Source organism: Azospirillum humicireducens (genome assembly GCF_001639105.2).
Classification (GTDB): Bacteria; Pseudomonadota; Alphaproteobacteria; order Azospirillales; family Azospirillaceae; genus Azospirillum; species Azospirillum humicireducens.
Genome location: NZ_CP015285.1, coordinates 343,500 through 361,092, shown reverse-complemented (window position 1 = coordinate 361,092; position 17,593 = coordinate 343,500). Strand labels below are relative to the sequence as shown.

Below are 17,593 nucleotides of genomic sequence, written 5' to 3'. Positions count from 1 at the left end.
GTAAACCGTCCGGCCAAGTCCCGGCTCCGCGTCGCGGATCAGCTCCGCTGGGCGCCGTGCAGCCAGCGGAAATAGGCGTCGATGGTGCGGGCCAGCCCGCGGCCCAGCCGCTCGCGGTGCGCTGCGGAGGCCAGCAACCCGGCATCCTTGCGGTTCGACAGATAGCCCATCTCGATCAGCACCGATGGCACATCGGGCGCCGTCAGCACGGCGAAACCGGCCTGCCGATGCGGCTTGTTGGGGATCAGCGGCACCTCGCGCCCCAGACTCTGCAGGGCCAGCGTTGCGAAACGCTTGGAATGGTTCTTCGTATCGCGCTGGGCCAGGTCGATCAGGATATTGGCGACCAGCTGGTTCTCGCCCGACAGGTCGAGCCCGACCAGCGCGTCGGCCCGGTTCTCCTTGGCGGCCAGCATCTCCGCCTCGCGGTCCGACGCCTTGTCCGACAGGGTATAGATCGACAGACCGCGCATATCGTCGCTGCTGATGCTGTCGGCATGCAGCGAGATGAACAGGTCCGCCCCGGCCTCGCGCCCGATGGCGACGCGGTCGCGCAGGCGGATGAACACGTCGCTGTCACGGGTCAGCCTGACGCGGTAGCGGCCGGTTGCCTCCAGCTGGCGCTTCACCTCCCGGGCGGCGGCCAGCGTGATGTCCTTCTCATAGATGCCGCCGACGCCGATGGCGCCGGGATCCTGCCCGCCATGGCCGGGGTCGATCACGATCAGCGGCTTTTCCGCCACGGTGGACGGCTTGCTGTCGGGCAGCGGCGGGGCGGACGGCAGCGCCGCCGGAATCAGCTGGGCCGGCGGGATCGGCGGCAGCGGCGCGAAGGGCGGCGGGGCGGAGACGATCCCGCTCGCGGCCGGATCGTCCTGGGCGGGAGGAGGCGCCGGAACGGCCATCGCCGATGCGACGACCGCACCCATCGTCAGCTGGCCCTTGGCGGACGCCGTGCCCGTCCTGGCACCGGACGCCGCCGCGAGCTGGCGGAATTCCGCCGCCGTCGTCTTTTCCAGGTCGAGGACGAGGCGCGGCTGGCGGCCGTCGCGCGGCGGGATCATGTAGCCTTCCCGCAGCTTGGCCGGACCGACCGTCTCGAAGGTCAGGCGCGTGCCGTGCGGTCCGCCTGCCGAATGATGGTAGCGCGCCACCACCCCCTTGCCCTCCACCGGCAGCGATCCGCCGGGCCAGACCAGATCGGGCAGGTCGACGATGATGCGGTAGGGATCGGCGGCCAGCGACACGCTGAAGGACACCGGGTCGCTCACCTCCAGCACGAAGCGGGTCTTGTCGGGGTGGATGCCCAGCCGGGCATCGACCACCGCGGTGCGGGGCGGCGGGGACGGCAGCGCCGCCGTGGTCTGCGCCACGGCGGGAAGAAGACCGGCGAGAAGCAGCAGAGCCAGCAGGACCGGCAGCACCATGCCCAGCACACGCGCAAGCCCCCGCTTCACGGCGCCGCGCCCGACCCCGCACTTGGGATGGGCGACAGTCCGCAGACGGTCGGTCATGACGGCGGTCGGCAGGCTGGGCGGCCGTTGCATCGTGTCTCCCCGGTGGAGGACGGCGGGCGGACGACCAGCTATAGCCCAGCCAATTCAACGCCCTCAACGCGGAACGTCACAACCGGTCTCAATTCCGGGCCGGGGTGCCGTTCCTGCAACAGTGACTCCGCGCCCTGCCGTCGCGGCCACCCCGGCCCGCCATTGCCGGGGAACGCCGCGCTTACGCTTCCCTGGGACGAACTTGTTCGCCGAATCGGCGCATTTCCGCGTTGTGAAAGAGGGACCGCTTGTCTATGGTATCTTTGCGACAGACCGCAATTCGCCAGATTCGGGTCGGACTCCCAAGGTGAGCGCCGATTCGCTGATCCCCGGTACTCGATTCCATCGATCCGGGGGTCAGCCGATCGCCGGTCACGGGGCCGTCCAAGGGGCTGCGGCGTCGCCTCCGACACCGCCTGTCCGGCCATCCGCGCCGGAGGGACGTCGTGAGGTGGCGCGTTCGGGTTGGCGGTGAGAGGACGAAACCTCGAAGCTGGCTGTGGCCGCAAGGCGGCAGCCCGGCGCGTGTCGACCGGGCCGTCCTGGCTGCTCTCGTCAGCGCCGTTCGGCGGTTCCGGTCCGTCGTGCCGTATGCTTCGCCCACAACAGACGCTGCGTCCAGGCGGCCCGACCGGTCGCGCGGGTTCCCTGGGTCGCGCCGTTGAGGACCGTATATGGCCAAGCGCATGCTGGTGGACGCCACGCACCCGGAAGAAACCCGGGTCGCCGTGGTCAATGGGAACCGGCTGGAAGAACTCGACTTCGAGATCGCCAGCCGCAAGCAGCTGAAGGGCAACATCTACCTCGCGAAAGTGACGCGGGTCGAACCTTCGCTCCAGGCGGCCTTCGTGGAGTATGGCGGCAACCGCCACGGCTTCCTCGCCTTCTCCGAAATCCATCCCGACTATTACCGCATCCCCGTCGCCGACCGCGAGGCCCTGCTGGCCGAGGAGCGCCGGCTGGAAGAGCAGGCCGAAGCCCGCGCCGAGGCCGCCGCCGACGGCGCCGTGATGGGCGAGCCGATCCGCCCCGAGCAGGTGGTCGAGGAATGGTCGCCGATGCCCTCCCCCATCACGCCGGAGGCGTCCGACGAGGATGCCGGCGACGAGGAGGGTGAGAACGAGACCGGTTCCGAGGGGCAGGCCGCTCCGTCCGAAACCGCCACCCAGGACACGGCACAGGCGGCCGACGCCCCCGATATGGTCGGCGGCGACGAGGATGAAGAGGTCGAGACCCAGCGCCGCCGCTCGCGCCCGCTGCGCTCCTACAAGATCCAGGAAGTGGTGAAGCGCCGGCAGGTCATGCTGGTGCAGGTGACGAAGGAGGAGCGCGGCAACAAGGGCGCCGCTCTGACCACCTACCTGTCGCTTCCCGGCCGCTACTGCGTCCTGATGCCCAACACCGGCCGTGGCGGCGGGATTTCCCGCAAGATCACCAACCCGGCCGACCGCAAGCGCCTGAAGGAAATCCTGTCGGATCTCGACATTCCGGACGGCATGGCGGTCATCCTGCGCACCGCCGGGCTGGAGCGCTCCAAGCCCGAGATCAAGCGCGACCTGGAATATCTGCTGCGCCTGTGGGACGACATCCGCGAACAGACGCTGAAGTCGTCGGCGCCCTGCCTGATCTATGAAGAAGCGAACCTGATCAAGCGGTCGATCCGCGATCTCTACGCCAACGACATCGACGAGATCTGGGTCGAGGGCGAGGCCGGCTTCCGCACGGCGCGCGAGTTCATGGACATGCTGATGCCGGGTCATTCCCAGCGCGTCCAGCTGTACCGCGACAGCCAGATCCCGCTGTTCCACCGCTATCAGGTGGAAACCCAGATCGACGCCATCCACAGCCCGGTGGTGCAACTGCGCTCCGGCGGCTACATCGTCATCAACCCGACCGAGGCGCTGGTCTCCATCGACGTCAACTCCGGCAAATCGACCCGCGAGCGCAACATCGAGGAAACCGCCTACAAGACCAACCTGGAGGCCGCCGACGAGGTGGCGCGCCAGCTGCGTCTGCGCGATCTGGCCGGCCTGATCGTCATCGACTTCATCGACATGGAGGAGCCGCGGAACAACGCCGCCGTCGAGCGCCGCATGAAGGAGGCGATGAAGAACGACCGGGCGCGCATCCAGCTCGGCCGCATCTCCGCCTTCGGCCTGCTGGAGCTGTCGCGTCAGCGTCTGCGCCCCTCGCTGCTGGAGACCAACTTCGAACGCTGCCCGCACTGCTCGGGCACCGGCGTCGTCCGTTCGGTCGAGTCCGCCTCGCTGCATGTCCTGCGCGCCATCGAGGAGGAGGGCATCCGCAAGCGGTCGGCCGAGATCACCATCTACGTCCCAACCTCGATCGCGCTCTACATCCTCAACCAGAAGCGCGGTGAGCTGGCCAAGATCGAGGAGCGTCACAGCTTCCACGTCATGGTCCAGGCCGACGACAGCCTGATCGCCCCGGACCATCGTCTGGAGCGCAACAAGGCGCGCCTGCCGGACGAGGACGGTCCGCTGGTCAGCGCCGACCGCGTCATGGCTGAGACCGATCGTGCCCTGGCGGCGGAGCCGGTCGCCGAGCCGGTCGAGGAGGAGGCCGACGTCGAAGCCGCCCAGGCCGAGGATGTCGGCGAGCGCGGCGAGACCAACGGCGCCAATGGCGATGGCAATGGCGAGGACCGCCGCCGCCGCCGCCGCCGCCGCCGTGGGCGTGGCCGTGACCGTGAGGAAGGCCGCATCGAAGGCGACGCGGGTGCGGGCGAGGACGCCGAGGAGTCCGACGAGACGGGCGACGAGGAGACCGGCCTGCCGGCTGCCGCCGAGACGATTCCCGGCGCTGCCGTCTCCGAGCCGGCCGAAGACGACGACTCGGAAGAGGATGAGGAAGAGGGCGAGGGCGACGAGGAGACCGGCGCAGACGCCGGCGATCGCAACGGCGAGGGCCGCAAGAAGCGCCGCCGCGGCAAGCGCGGCGGTCGCCGCAGGTCCCGCCGCGAGGGTGCGGAAGGGTTGGAAGGAGGCGAGGAGACTGCGGCCGATCAGTCGTCTGCCGCTCCGGCCGAAACCGCTCCCGTACAGGCTCCGGCCGAGGCATCCGACCTCGACTGGATCCTGGCCGGTGAAAGCGCTCCGGCACCCGTCCCGGAAGAGGCTCCGGTTCCGGTGCCCGCGGCCGAGCCGCCGGTAACCGCTCCGGCCCCGGCTGAAGCCGTTGCCGAAAAGGCGCCGGCCAAGAAGGCCTCGCGCAAGCGCAAGGCCGCTGCCGAGGCCCCGGTGGAAGCCGCGCCCGCCGCCGCGCCTGCCGTCGACCAGGCCCCGGCCAGGGGCCGCAAGCGCAAGGCTGCCGCTCCGGTGGAAGCACCGGTGGAAGCGGCACCCGAGCCGGTGACGGAGCAGGCTCCGGCCAAGAAGGCCTCGCGCAAGCGCAAGGCCGCTGCCGAAGCCCCGGTCGAGGCCGCGCCCGCTGCCGCGCCTGTCGTCGCCGAAGCGCCGGCCAAGGGCCGGAAGCGCAAGGCAGCCGCAGCCGAAGCCCCGGCGGCAGTCGCGACCGACGCGGCTCCGGCCAAGAAGGCCTCGCGCAAGCGCAAGGCCGCTGCCGAGGCTCCGGCCGAAGCCGCGCCCGCCGTCGTCGCTGCGACGGCGCCTGCCACCGCTCCGGAACCCGCTGCGGTTCCGGCGGCGGCCGACGACACCGGCGAAGCTGCCGCCAAGCCGCGCCGCGGCTGGTGGAAGCGGTAAGCCGAACGGCCCGTTGGGACTTCTGGAACGGGAAAAGGCGCCGCAAGGCGCCTTTTCCTTTTCCCGGACGTTATTTCCCTGCCACAGCACAGGTCGGACCATGAGCAAGGCTTTCACCCGCGAGAACGACACGCCCCCCGAAAGCGAACTCGACGATCTCGACGATCCGGCACCGCTGCCGCAGGGCTTCAAGAATTACATGACGCCGCCCGGCTTCCAGCGCATGCAGGAGGAACTGCGCCATCTGCTGCGGGTGGAGCGGCCGAAGGTGGTGGAGGTGGTGTCCTGGGCCGCCGGCAACGGCGACCGGTCGGAGAACGGCGACTATCTTTATGGCAAGAAGCGCCTGCGCGAGATCGACCGCCGCATCCGCTTCCTGAACAAGCGCTTGGAGTCGGCGGTGGTGGTCAACCCGCAGGACCAGAAGAACCGCGAACAGGTCTTTTTCGGCGCCATCGTCACCTATGCCCGCGAAGACGGATCCGAGAACACCATCACCATCGTCGGCGCCGACGAGGTCGATCCCGACCGCGGCCATGTCAGTTGGATCTCCCCCATCGCCCGCGCATTGCTGAAGGCGCGGGAGGGCGATCTGGTCGATGTGCGCACGCCGGCGGGCATGGAACAGGTGGAGGTGCTGGAGATCAGGTACGCGGGGTGAGTGGAGGCGTTGCTGCCCCCACCCTGACCCTCCCCCGCTGGGCGGGGGAGGGAATTGGACCTTTGTCGGCGTTCGGCGGCAGTCCCCTCTCCCGCATTAGCGGGGGAGGGTTAGGGAGGGGGCATCGCTGCCGAGACCTCACTCCGCCGCCGGCTGGTAAATCTCCCCGCCCGACTCGCGGAACTTCTGCGACATCTCGGCCATGCCGGACTCCGCGGCGTCGCGGATTTCCTGCGTGATCTTCATCGAACAGAATTTCGGCCCGCACATCGAACAGAAATGCGCGGTCTTGGCCCCTTCGGCCGGCAGGGTCTCGTCGTGATAGGCCATCGCCGTCTCGGGATCGAGCGACAGGGCGAACTGGTCGCGCCAACGGAAGGAGAAGCGGGCGCGCGACATGGCGTCGTCACGCAGGCGGGCCGCCGGATGGCCCTTGGCAAGGTCGGCGGCGTGGGCAGCGATCTTGTAGGCGATGACGCCGGCCTTCACGTCATCGCGGTCGGGCAGCCCCAGATGCTCCTTCGGCGTGACGTAGCAGAGCATCGCCGTGCCGAACCAGCCGATCATCGCCGCACCGATGGCGCTGGTGATGTGATCGTATCCCGGAGCGATGTCGGTCACCAGCGGCCCCAGCGTGTAGAAGGGCGCCTCGCCGCACAGGGCCAACTGCTTTTCGACATTGTGCTTGATCTTGTGCATCGGCACATGGCCCGGCCCTTCGATCATCACCTGCACGTCGCGCGCCCAGGCGATCTTGGTCAACTCGCCCAGGGTTTCCAGCTCGGCGAACTGGGCGGCGTCGTTGGCGTCGGCCTGGCTGCCCGGCCGCAACCCGTCTCCCATCGACAGCGCGACGTCATAGGCGCGGCAGATCTCGACGATGTCGGCAAAATGGTCGTAGAGGAAGCTCTCGCGATGATGCGCCAGACACCATTTGGCGATGATCGAGCCGCCGCGCGAGACGATGCCGGTCACCCGCTTGGCGGTCAGCGGGATATGGGCCAGCCGCAGGCCGGCATGGATGGTGAAGTAATCGACGCCCTGCTCCGCCTGCTCGATCAACGTCTCACGGAACAGCTCCCAGGTCAGGTCCTCGGCCCTGCCCTTCACCTTTTCCAAAGCCTGATAGATCGGCACGGTGCCAATGGGAACCGGGGAGTTGCGCAGGATCCATTCGCGGGTCCGGTGGATGTCGGCGCCGGTGGACAGGTCCATCACCGTGTCGGCGCCCCAACGGATCGCCCACACCATCTTCTCCACCTCCTCCTCGATCGAGGAGGTCACGGCGGAGTTGCCGATGTTGGCGTTGATCTTGGTCAGGAAGTTCCGGCCGATGATCATCGGCTCCGACTCGGGGTGGTTGACGTTGGACGGAATGATTGCCCGCCCGCGCGCTACCTCGTCGCGCACGAATTCCGGCGTGATGAAGTCGGGGATGTCGGCCCCGAAATCCTCACCGTCGCGGGCGGCTCCGATTGCCGCGACCCGGCCCAGATTCTCGCGGACGGCGATATACTCCATCTCCGCAGTGACGATGCCGGCGCGGGCATAGGCCATCTGCGTGACGGCCCCGCCGCCCTTGGCGCGCAGCACGCCGCTGTCGGTGGTCTCCACGTCGCCGCGGGCCAGGATCCAGTCGCGGCGGTGCTTGGCCAGCCCGGCGCGCACGTCGATGCTCACCGACCCGTCGGTGTAGGGGCCGGATGAATCATAGACGGTCAGCGGAGGCTCGCCACCCGACAAGGCGATCTCGCGCATGGCGACGCGCAGGTCTGGAAAGCGCGTGCCCGGCACATGGATTTTGCGCGACGACGGCAGTGGGCCGGTCGAAATGCGGATGGCGGAGTCGTTGAAGTCCTTGGGCATTGGGTTTCTCCGTCGGAGTTGGGCGGACAAACCCGGGACTGCGGACGGAGGTGCGGTGTCTTCGTGCGGGCCGTATCCCTGCATGAGTCCCCGGCGTGGCGGGGCTGATACGGCCGGACGGGGCGAGAATCGGCCCGTCACGAGGTCCCTCCCTTCGCCGGTATGACCCGGATCAGGTTCGAAGGGTCACCACGCTGCCGGCAGCGCTTGGCGCCGTCCGGCCGTTGGTATCTCAGCCCCCTGTCGGGACCCCCCTGGAATGCGCCCATCCTGCCGGGACGGACGCCCCCTGTCAAAAGGAAAGAACAGCGGACGATCCGCTCACCCCATTGTGGAGATCCGGTGCTACAGCCAGCGTTTCAGACGAACATAGATCATCGGCAGAAGCGCCGACAACAGCATCAGCCCCAAGGCGCTTGGATAGCCGAAGGGCGAGTCGGTCCCCGGCATCTCGTTGAAATTCATGCCGCCGATGCTGGCGACCAGGGTTGGCGGGAACAGCAGGACGGTCAGGACCGACACGATCTTGACGATCTCGTTCTGCTCCACGTTGATCTGACCCAGCGCGGTGTCCAGCGCCAACGCGACCTTGCCGGCCAGGAAGCGGGCGTACTGGTCCAGTCCGCGCAGATCCTGCAGCGTCGTCTTGGCCCAGCGTCGTGTCGCCTTGCCGGAGTTCCAGCCGTCGCCGCGCGCCAGGAAATCGGCCATCCGTGACAGGCTGGCCAGGCTGATGCGGGCCTTGCCGATCAGGTGGCCGGCATGGCCGATGCGCTTCAGCGTCTGGGCGTCGTCCAACGTCTCGCCACGCGAACGCAGCTTGCGCCCACGGAAGAAGCGGCGGTTCAGCACGTCCAGTTCGACCCCGGTCCGCCGCAGCACAGCCGACGTCCGGTCGACCATCCCGTCGACCAGCGCCGCCAGAACCAGTTCCCCGCGGGAGGCGGGGACCTGCCCATGGGTGGCGCGGCGGCGGAAAGCCAGCAGGGCCTGGGGGTCGATGTCGTGGATGGTGACCAGCCGGCGCCCGGCCAGCACGAAGCTGACCGTGGCGATGCGTGGCTCGTCGGTATCGGCCCAGACCAGGGCGGTGACGGTCATGGTCAAGGCGCCCCCGGCGATGCGCAACCGGCTCGATTCCTCGATCTCGGCCATCTGCTCGCGGGTTGGCAGGCTGGCGCCGATCAGAGTCTCCGCCCGCGCCAACTCCTCGGCGGTCGGGTTGATCAGGTCCAGCCAGACGGAGGCCTCGGGCAGCGGATCCGCCCCCTCCGCGGCCTCCCTGGCCCAGCGCAGCAGACCGCCCTCATTGACGAAGACATGCAGCAAGGCACTGCTCCTTGCGAGGTTGGCGGCGGCTCTTGAGGCGGCTAGGTCATCCGCCCGCCACGCCTGGGCTTCTGGGGCGGCTGTACCGGCGAAGGCGCTTTCCCCTCGGTGTCGAGGTCCAGCGTTGCCCCCTCCGCCTTCAAAGCCTGTTCCAGCTTGCGGCGGAAGGCGCCGCCATCCCGTTTGGCGTCGAGGAAATGGCCGACCGCCTCCTTCGCCGCGTCGCTGTCGTAGGGGATCTTGCCCAACGCCGCCAGCTTGGCGCGCTCCACCAGCTTGGGGTCCATCCGGTCGCGGATGGCCTTCATCTGGCGGAGCAGGTCCTTGCGCAGGTCGCTCATCGGCCCCCCGTTGCAGCGTCAGGCCTTGCCGATCAGGGTGCCGGCGCCGCCTTCGGTGAAGATCTCGAGCAGCAGTGCATGCGGCACGCGGCCATCGAGGATAACCGCGGCGTCGACACCCTGCTCCACCGCGCCGATGCAGGTTTCGATCTTCGGGATCATGCCGCCGGACGCGGTGCCGTCGGCGATGGCCCTGTGGGCATCCTCCAGCGACATCTTCTCGATCAGCGTCTTGTCCTTGTCGAGAACGCCGGCGACGTCGGTCAGCAGGAAGAAGCGCGCCGCCTTCACCGCCGCCGCGACCGCGCCGGCCGCCGTATCGGCATTGATGTTGTAGGTGTCGCCGTTCACGTCGAAGCCGACCGGCGCGATCACCGGGATGATGTCCGACTGCGCCAGGGCATGCAGAATCTGCGGGTTGACCTTGTACGGCTCGCCGACGAAGCCGAGGTCCAGCACCTTCTCGATGTTGCTGTCGGGATCGCGCTGCACGCGCTCCAGCCGGCGGGCGGTGATCAGGTTGCTGTCCTTGCCCGACAGGCCGACGGCCCGGCCGCCGGCGCTGTTGATGGCGGCGACGATCTGCTTGTTGATGGAGCCGGCAAGCACCATCTCGACCACCTCGACCGTCTCCTTGTCGGTGACGCGCAGGCCGTCGATGAAGCTGGACTTGATCTTCAGCCGCTCCAGCATCTGGCCGATCTGCGGCCCGCCGCCATGGACGACCACCGGATTGATGCCGACCTGCTTCAGCAGGACGATGTCGCGCGCGAAAAGCTCCGCCAGGCTGGCGTCGCCCATGGCGTGGCCGCCGTACTTGATGACGAAGGTGCTCCCGGCATAGCGGCGCATGTAGGGCAGCGCTTCGGACAGGGTACGGGCCTTGGCGAGCCACTCGTCACGGGTGGGAGTCTGCACGGGAGGATGCCCTTTGTCGGGGTGAACGGTCGGGTTTCTTTAACGGAAAGGCCGGCCGGTTGCCTAGAGGGCAATTTAACGGTCACATGCCCCCGTTCCGTCCGCCCGCGGCTGCGGCCGACGCGGCGCCGGCCGGGCGCCACCATCCGGCCAGCCGGGTCATGGGCTGGGTCAGCGCGGTGACCGCCACCGCCATCAGCACCATCGCCGAGAAACAGGCGCCGGACAGCACCCCCGCTTCCAGCAGGACGGTCAGAACGATCACCTCCATCAGCCCCTTGCAGGGCATCAGCGTGCCAAGCCTCAGCGCGTCCGGCCAGCTTTCCCCGGTCAGGCGGGCGGGCAGCGACGTACCGGCCATCTTGCCGGCGAGCGTCGCCACTGTGGCGAGCGCGAAGACCGTCCATTGCGCCGGATCGTCCAGAGTCAGGGTCACCTTCAGTCCCGTAAGGGTAAAGAAGAAGGGCAGCAGGATCAGGGTGGAGAAATGCTCCAGCCGGTCGAGGATCGCGGCGGCATAGCGGCGCGGCATGGCGGTGCCGGCGACGAAGGCGCCCAGGATGTAATGCAGCCCGATCAGTTCGGTCACGGCCGCCGAGGACAGCAGCGCCGCGCAGGTCACCACCACCGCGGTGTCGCCCATCCGCCCCTCGGGCGCCACCCGCTCCAGCAGGCGGTCGAGCAGCGGACGCACGATCAGAACCGTCACCCCGACATAGGCGAAGCCCAGCAGTCCGACCCGGGCGACCGCCCAGCCGCCCCCACCATCCGACGCGCCGTCCGCCGAGGCCCAGGCCAGCACGGCGGTGATCAGCAGCCACAGCAGCGCGTCGTTCACCGCCGCATAGCCGAGAGCCAGCCGCCCGACCCGATCGCCCAGCAAATCCATCTCGCGCAGGATGGCACCAAGCACCGGCAGGGCGGTGACGCCGACGCAGATGCCGAAGCCGGCGGCGAACAGGCCCGGCGTGGCGTGGGTCCCGGTCATCTCGGGAAAGGCACCGGCCAGCCACCAGCCAAGCGCCCCGCCCAGCAGCGTCGGCACGATCATGCTGGACAGAGCCACCGTGGCGAAGGCACCACCCCGGCCTCGGAAATCTGCGGGGTCGAGGTGAAGGCCGGTGAGAAAGGCGAAGAAGACCACGGCCAGCAGCGCGAGACCGGACAGCGGCGCCAAGGCTGCCGGCGCGAACAGCACGCCCCACAGATCCGGCACCATCCGGCCGAGCAACGAAGGGCCCAGCGCGACGCCGAACAGGATCTGGATCACCACCATCGGGGCGATGTGACGCCCGCCGCCGAGCCGCCACAGCAGGAACGGCCCGGCGATCAGCAGCAGGGCCTGCATCAGGAACAGCAAGGCGGGGGAAAGGCCACCCATCGCGGTCGCCCGGTGCTATTCGGCGGCCAGGGCGAGCGCCGCGAGGCTGGCGCGCAGTTCGGCGATGCCGGTTCCCTTCTCGGAACTGGTGACATGGATGTCGGGGAAGGCGGCGGGGTGCTTCTTCAGCCCCGCCTGGGTGTCGCGACGGATCTTGTCCAACTCCGTCGGCTTCACCTTGTCCGCCTTGGTCAGCACGACGACATAGGGCACCGCGGTGCGGTCCAGCATCTCCATGATCTCGTGGTCGTTGGGCTTCAGCCCATGGCGCGAATCGATCAGCACCAGCGCCCGGCGCAACGTCACCCGCCCGCGCAGGAAGCGGCGGACCATGTCGTTCCACGCCTCCACCTTCTCCTTCGATTCCTTGGCATAGCCATAGCCGGGCATGTCCACCAGCTTCAGCCGGTTGCCGAGGTTGAAGAAGTTCAGCTGCTGCGTGCGGCCCGGCGTGTTGGATGTGCGGGCCAGCGTCTTGCGCCCGGTCAGCGCGTTCACCAGGCTCGACTTGCCGACATTCGACCGCCCGGCGAAGGCGACCTCCGGCAGGTCGGCCTCCGGCAACTGGTTCAGCGCGTTGGCGCCCCAGACGAAGTCGCACTCCTTGGCGAACAGCAGCCGCCCGGCCTCCAGCGCGGCCTCGTCGAAGCCGGAAACGATGCTGGGGGTATTGGGGGTCGGCGTGTCGGGGCTGGTCATGGCGGGCGCTTTCGTTGGTACGGGCTAAAAAACATACCGCCGGCAAAGTCCCGTCAAGGGTCTTTGCCGGCGGCAGGTCTCAAACGATGGGCGGATCCATCGGGGTCAAGGAGAACGAAAGTCCGATGATCAGACCTTCACACCCATGCGGCGCATAATGGTCCACTGCTGCGCAACGGACAGCAGGTTGTTCCAGGCCCAGTAGATCACCAGACCGGCCGGGAAGCCGGCGAGCATGAAGGTGAAGACGATGGGCAGGAACTGGAACACCTTCTGCTGGATCGGGTCCGGCGGGGCCGGGTTCATCTTCTGCTGCAGCCACATGGTGACGCCCATGATCAGCGGCCAGGCGCCCAGATGCAGCATGGCGGGAGGATCCCAGGGGATCAGGCCGAACAGGTTGAAGACGGTCGTCGGATCGGGCGAGGACAGGTCATGGATCCAGCCGAAGAAGGGCGCGTGCCGCATCTCGATGGTCACGAACAAGACCTTGTAGAGCGCGAAGAACACCGGGATCTGGATCAGGATCGGCAGACAGCCCGACACAGGCGAGACCTTCTCGCGCTTGTACATGGCCATCAGTTCCTGGTTCATGCGCGCCTGATCGTCGCTGAACTTCTCGCGCAGCTCCTGCATCTTCGGCTGCAGGGCCTTCATCTTGCTCATCGCCTGATAGGACTTGTTGGCGAGCGGGAAGAAGACGGCCTTGACGCAGACGGTCAGCAGCAGGATGGCGAGGCCGAAGTTGCCCAGCACCTGCCCGAAGAAGTCGAGTGCGTAGAAGAAGGGCTTGGTCAGGAAATAGAACCAGCCGAAGTCGATGGCCAGATCGAAGTTCTTGATGTTCAGCTTTTCGGAATAGGCGTCCAGCAGCTTCACCTGCTTGGCGCCGGCGAACAGGCGGCCGGTGGTCTCGGCCGAGGCGCCGGGCGCCACGGTGACCGCGTCGCCCATGAAATCGGCCTGATAGCGGTCGGCATTGGCGACGGTGCTGTGGACGAAGCGCGCGGTGACCTTCTGCGCCGGATCCGGGATGACAGACACCAGCCAGTACTTGTCGGTGATGCCGAGCCAGCCGCCGGTGGTCTCGATCGGCTCGGCGCCCTTCTTGCGGAGGTCGTCGTAGGACCGCTCGGTCAGCGTGCCGTTGAAGACGCCCAGCGGGCCTTCATGCAGGATGTAGTAGCCCGAGGTCTGCGGCGTGCCGGTGCGCGACACCAGGCTGTAGGGCAGCAGGGTGACCGGGTTGGCGCCGGTGTTGCGGACCGTCTGCGTCACCGTGAACATGAAGTCCGGATCGACGGCGATCTTGCGTTCGAACACCAGTCCCTGGCCATTGTCCCAGGTCAGGGTCAGCGGCTTCTCAGGCGTCAGCGCGGTGCCGTCGGCGGTCCAGCGGGTGGTCGCGGTCGGGGCGGCGATGCCGGCGCCCTGCGGGACCCAGCCGAACTCGGCGTAATAGGCGGCGGGCGTGCCGGCCGGCGCCAGCAGCACGATCTCCGGGCTCTTGGGGTCCGGGGTCTCGTGGTACTGGGCCAGCGTCAGGTCGTCGATGCGGCCGCCGACGAGGTTGACGGAGCCGTGCAGGGCAGGCGTGTCGATCTTCACGCGGGAGCCGGCCGCCAGCTGCTCGGCAAGCAGGACGGGGCGCTCCTTCGCGACCTCTGCCATGGCGGGGGGCTGCTGGGCTGGCACGCCGGGGGCCGGCACCGGCACCGACTGCTCCGTCTGGGCGGCCTGCTGGGCGGCGAGTTGCTTCTGCTGCTCCACCCGCGGCTTCTCGTAGAAATACTGGAAGCCCAGAAGGATGGCGATCGACAGGGCAATCGCGATGATGAGGTTGCGTTGGTCGGTCATGGCGTCCCGGTTGCCGTGGGGCCTTTACTAGAAGGGCGGCGTGTGCGCGGCCTTGTTACGGGTTTTCGCCGGGCTGAGCAACCGCCGCATGCCCTTTTCCCGATCCGCCGCATCAAAGTGGTGACGGCGCAGTCCGCCGCGCGACGATGAAGGGGCCGATGTGTCGGGCACGGGATCCCAGCCGGACCCGCCCCAGGGATGGCAACGCCCGAGCCGGCGCACCGTCAGCCATCCCCCCCGGATGGCACCGTGCTTTTCCAGCGATTCGATGGCGTAGCAGGAGCAGGTCGGCTGGAAACGGCAATGCCAGCCCACGAAGGGCGACAAGGTCCAGCGATAGAGATAGACAAGCGCGCGGAGAAGATGCGCGAGTGGGCTGAGGCCGGCGATGCGGAACATGACGTCGCGGGCCCCCTACCCTTCCGCCTCGCACCACAGGCCGAGGCGCTTCAGCCCGGCCTTCAGATCGCCGAGCAGGTCGGTCCACGGCCGCTCGGCCGTGTCGCCACGCGCGACCAGGACGAAGTCGTGGCCCGGTGCGGCGTGGATGGGCAGTATCTGCCGCGCGGCCTCACGCAAACGGCGGCGGGCGCGATTGCGCACCACCGCGTTGCCGACCTTGCGGCTCGCCGTCAGACCGAGACGGATCGGCGGCTCGCCTTCGGCGGGCCGCTGTTTGTCGTCGTGCCGGCGCACCTGGAGGATCAGGCCGGGAGCCACATGCTTGCGCCGTGTCCCGGCCACGGCCAGAAATTCCGGCCGCCGCATCAGGCGCCCGACCCTGCGGTCCGGCGCCGCCATCGCGGGGATCAGGCGCTCAGAACCTTGCGGCCGCGGGCGCGGCGGCGGGCGATCACCTTGCGGCCGCCAACGGTGGCCATACGGGCGCGGAAGCCATGACGACGCTTACGCACGATTTTGGACGGCTGGAACGTGCGCTTCATGGCGCCTACTCCTTAAGCTTTGCTGATGGTGACGGGAAGAAGACGCCCGGCCGGGTGGCCGGGCGCCGAACCTATGAACCTGGACCGAACCGGAAGGTGCCTTACTCGGCAGCCCGGCGGCCGTTGACCATGCCGCGGCCGGTGGTGCGCTCGGCGATGCGGGCGGCCTTGCCGCGCAGATCGCGCAGGTAGTACAGCTTGGCGCGACGGACGGCGCCCTTGCGGACCAGCTCGATCGAGTCGATGCGCGGGGAGTACAGCGGGAACACGCGCTCCACGCCCTCGCCGTAGCTGATCTTGCGAACGGTGAAGGAGCTGTTCAGCCCGGCGTTCTTGCGGGCGATCACGACGCCCTCATAGGCCTGGACACGCTCGCGCGTGCCTTCGACGACCTTGACGTTCACGCGGACGGTATCGCCCGAGGAGAACTCCGGGATCGTCTTGCCACCGAGGGCCTTCTCGATCTGCTCCTGCTCGAGCTGCTGCAACAGGTTCATAGCACTACCCCTTTTCTATCGGCGCGCCTCGCGGCGGACCGTCACTCCGGTTTCGGGTCGCGCCGGCGAGCCTGCCGCCGACCCTTGTTCGTAACAGTTTCTGCCGGACGTCCCGCCTGGTAGAGCGACCACAGGTCCGGCCGTCGGGCCTCCGTGATCTTCTCCGCCTCGGCCAGCCGCCAGGCCTTGACCTTTCCGTGGTGACCGGAGAGCAGAACCTCCGGCACCGCGCGCTCCACACCCTGCCCGTCGGTCCAGACCGCCGGCCGGGTGTAGTGGGGGTATTCGAGCAACCCCCGTTCGAAACTCTCTTCGCCCGCCGTCTCCACGTTGCCCATGACGCCGGGGAGCAAGCGCACCACGGCATCCATCAGGCTGAGCGCGGCGAGTTCCCCGCCGGACAGCACGAAATCCCCGAGGCTGACCTCTTCGAGGCCGTGCGCATCGAGGACCCGCTGGTCCACCCCTTCGTACCGGCCGCAGAGCAGCGTCACCACCGGGGTGGCGGCCAGCTCCTTGACCAGCTCCTGGTCCAGCACCCGTCCGCGAGGCGACAGATAGATCGCCCGGCCGCGTCCCGGTGCCCCCACAGGTCCCGCCGTCGCGGTCAAAGCCGCGTCCAGCACATCGGGCCGCATGACCATGCCGGCCCCTCCGCCGAAGGGGGTGTCGTCGACGGAGCGGTGTTTATCGCGCGCGAACGAGCGAATGTCCACCGATTCCAGCGCCCAGACTCCATTTTCCAACGCCTTGCCGGCCAGCGAGTGGCCAAGCGGCCCCGGAAACATTTCAGGGAACAGCGTCAGAACCTTGGCGGTCCAGACCCGCGGGCCTTCGGCGCCGTGGTTCACGGCCCCTCGCTCCCGAGTCCGCCTTCATCCCCGTCTTCCGCCTCGTCCTCGGAGCCTTCGCGGGCTTCGATAACGGCCGGAAGATCGATGACGATGCGGCCGCCCCGGACATCCACCACCGGCACGCAGGCCTTGGAGAAGGGAAGCATCTCCAGCGGCCCGCCTGCGGTCCTGATCTCCAGCACGTCGCCGGCCCCGAAATCGTAGATCGCCTTCACCGTGCCGTAGGCGGTTCCGTCGGCGAGTTCAGCACGCAGGCCAATCAGGTCGGCATGGTAGAACTCGTCCTCGTCCTCCGTCGCCGGCAGGGCGTCGCGGTCCACATAGAGCCGCATGCCTGCCAGAGCCTGGGCCTGCTCCCGGCTCGTCACCCCGTCGACCTTGGCCAGGAAGTTGTCCTTGACCATGCCCTGGAGCGTCACCGTGAAGCGGCGGGTGCCGGCTTCATCCGACAGCGGGCCGTAGGTCATGATGTCGGCGGGTTCGGCGGTGAAGCTGCGCAGCTTCACCAGCCCCCGCACGCCGTGCGATCCCGCGAACTGGCCGACACAGATCTTGGCGGTCATCGAAGGAACACCCGGCACGTCGTCACGACCTCGAACCCTGCGGCCTCAAGCTCAGCCCTCGGCGGCGGCAGCGGCGGCAGCGGCCTCGGCCTTCAGACGCTCCTGCGCCTTGGCCTTCGGAGCCGACTTCTTCGGGGTCTCGCGGACGGCGGGCTTCTCGACCAGGCCGGCATTGGCCAGGAAGTGAACCACGCGGTCCGTCGGCTGGGCGCCGACCGACAGCCAATGCTTGGCGCGCTCGGCGTTCAGGATGATGCGCTGCTCATGCTCGCGCGGCAGCATCGGGTTGTAGGTGCCGATCTTCTCGATGAAGCGGCCGTCACGCGGGCTGCGGGCGTCCGCGATGACGATCGAGTAGAACGGACGCTTCTTCGCACCACCGCGAGCCAGACGAATCTTCAGAGCCATTGG

Annotated in this window: 17 protein-coding genes and 1 riboswitch; of the genes, 2 read left to right on the top strand and 15 right to left on the bottom strand. The window is 68.3% G+C overall.

From position 1 onward, the window contains the following. Positions 1-38 precede the first annotated feature (38 nt). A complete protein-coding gene (locus A6A40_RS01610) occupies positions 39-1,547 on the bottom strand; it encodes an N-acetylmuramoyl-L-alanine amidase (RefSeq protein ID WP_063633835.1) in 1,509 nt (502 codons plus the stop codon). A gap of 674 nt (positions 1,548-2,221) precedes the next feature. On the opposite strand from A6A40_RS01610, the gene A6A40_RS01605 reads away from it, so the two are divergent. Both A6A40_RS01605 and greB read left to right on the top strand, forming a co-directional pair. Then, positions 2,222-5,272 carry an Rne/Rng family ribonuclease gene (locus A6A40_RS01605; RefSeq protein ID WP_063633834.1) on the top strand — a complete coding sequence of 1,017 codons (3,051 nt, stop codon included), beginning with the start codon at positions 2,222-2,224 and terminating at the stop codon, positions 5,270-5,272. A gap of 100 nt (positions 5,273-5,372) precedes the next feature. Further along, complete coding sequence (gene greB / locus A6A40_RS01600) at positions 5,373-5,933, top strand: transcription elongation factor GreB (RefSeq protein WP_063633833.1); 561 nt, start codon at positions 5,373-5,375, stop codon at positions 5,931-5,933. Between the two features lie 138 nt (positions 5,934-6,071). Here the strand turns inward: greB and thiC are convergent, their stop codons facing one another. From thiC to rpsP, 14 genes are all read right to left on the bottom strand, one after another. Then, positions 6,072-7,799 carry a phosphomethylpyrimidine synthase ThiC gene (gene thiC / locus A6A40_RS01595; protein WP_063633832.1) on the bottom strand — a complete coding sequence of 576 codons (1,728 nt, stop codon included), beginning with the start codon at positions 7,797-7,799 and terminating at the stop codon, positions 6,072-6,074. A gap of 132 nt (positions 7,800-7,931) precedes the next feature. Further along, positions 7,932-8,065: riboswitch (TPP riboswitch) on the bottom strand. 79 nt (positions 8,066-8,144) lie between these two features. Continuing rightward, the gene (locus A6A40_RS01590) at positions 8,145-9,128 is read right to left on the bottom strand and encodes a magnesium transporter CorA family protein (RefSeq protein WP_063633831.1); all 984 of its coding nucleotides are present in this window, start codon (positions 9,126-9,128) and stop codon (positions 8,145-8,147) included. Positions 9,129-9,169: 41 nt separating this feature from the next. After that, the gene (locus tag A6A40_RS01585) at positions 9,170-9,469 is read right to left on the bottom strand and encodes a hypothetical protein (RefSeq protein ID WP_063633830.1); all 300 of its coding nucleotides are present in this window, start codon (positions 9,467-9,469) and stop codon (positions 9,170-9,172) included. Between the two features lie 18 nt (positions 9,470-9,487). Then, positions 9,488-10,387: an acetylglutamate kinase gene (gene argB, locus A6A40_RS01580; protein ID WP_063633829.1), complete on the bottom strand. Its 900-nt coding sequence runs from the start codon at positions 10,385-10,387 to the stop codon at positions 9,488-9,490. Between the two features lie 82 nt (positions 10,388-10,469). Next, positions 10,470-11,768 (bottom strand): cation:proton antiporter domain-containing protein, encoded by a 1,299-nt coding sequence (locus tag A6A40_RS01575; protein ID WP_063633828.1) that lies wholly within the window; start codon positions 11,766-11,768, stop codon positions 10,470-10,472. A 15-nt stretch (positions 11,769-11,783) separates the two neighbouring features. After that, entirely contained in the window at positions 11,784-12,467 is a 684-nt protein-coding gene (yihA, locus tag A6A40_RS01570) for a ribosome biogenesis GTP-binding protein YihA/YsxC (protein ID WP_063633827.1), read from the bottom strand. A gap of 129 nt (positions 12,468-12,596) precedes the next feature. After that, complete coding sequence (gene yidC / locus A6A40_RS01565; RefSeq protein WP_063633826.1) at positions 12,597-14,324, bottom strand: membrane protein insertase YidC; 1,728 nt, start codon at positions 14,322-14,324, stop codon at positions 12,597-12,599. A gap of 27 nt (positions 14,325-14,351) precedes the next feature. Beyond that, positions 14,352-14,723, bottom strand: a complete 372-nt coding sequence (yidD, locus tag A6A40_RS01560; RefSeq protein WP_063633825.1) for a membrane protein insertion efficiency factor YidD — start codon at positions 14,721-14,723, stop codon at positions 14,352-14,354. 15 nt (positions 14,724-14,738) lie between these two features. Next, the gene (gene rnpA, locus A6A40_RS01555) at positions 14,739-15,068 is read right to left on the bottom strand and encodes a ribonuclease P protein component (protein ID WP_335645180.1); all 330 of its coding nucleotides are present in this window, start codon (positions 15,066-15,068) and stop codon (positions 14,739-14,741) included. Between the two features lie 65 nt (positions 15,069-15,133). After that, on the bottom strand, positions 15,134-15,268 hold the full coding sequence (gene rpmH / locus A6A40_RS01550) for a 50S ribosomal protein L34 (RefSeq protein WP_012973146.1): 135 nt from the start codon (positions 15,266-15,268) through the stop codon (positions 15,134-15,136). A 101-nt stretch (positions 15,269-15,369) separates the two neighbouring features. Further along, positions 15,370-15,765 carry a 50S ribosomal protein L19 gene (gene rplS / locus A6A40_RS01545; RefSeq protein WP_012973145.1) on the bottom strand — a complete coding sequence of 132 codons (396 nt, stop codon included), beginning with the start codon at positions 15,763-15,765 and terminating at the stop codon, positions 15,370-15,372. Between the two features lie 41 nt (positions 15,766-15,806). Next, entirely contained in the window at positions 15,807-16,553 is a 747-nt protein-coding gene (trmD, locus tag A6A40_RS01540) for a tRNA (guanosine(37)-N1)-methyltransferase TrmD (RefSeq protein WP_236783767.1), read from the bottom strand. Positions 16,554-16,612: 59 nt separating this feature from the next. Then, on the bottom strand, positions 16,613-17,182 hold the full coding sequence (gene rimM / locus A6A40_RS01535) for a ribosome maturation factor RimM (protein WP_063633822.1): 570 nt from the start codon (positions 17,180-17,182) through the stop codon (positions 16,613-16,615). Between the two features lie 51 nt (positions 17,183-17,233). Beyond that, positions 17,234-17,590, bottom strand: a complete 357-nt coding sequence (gene rpsP / locus A6A40_RS01530; RefSeq protein ID WP_063633821.1) for a 30S ribosomal protein S16 — start codon at positions 17,588-17,590, stop codon at positions 17,234-17,236. Positions 17,591-17,593 lie beyond the last annotated feature (3 nt).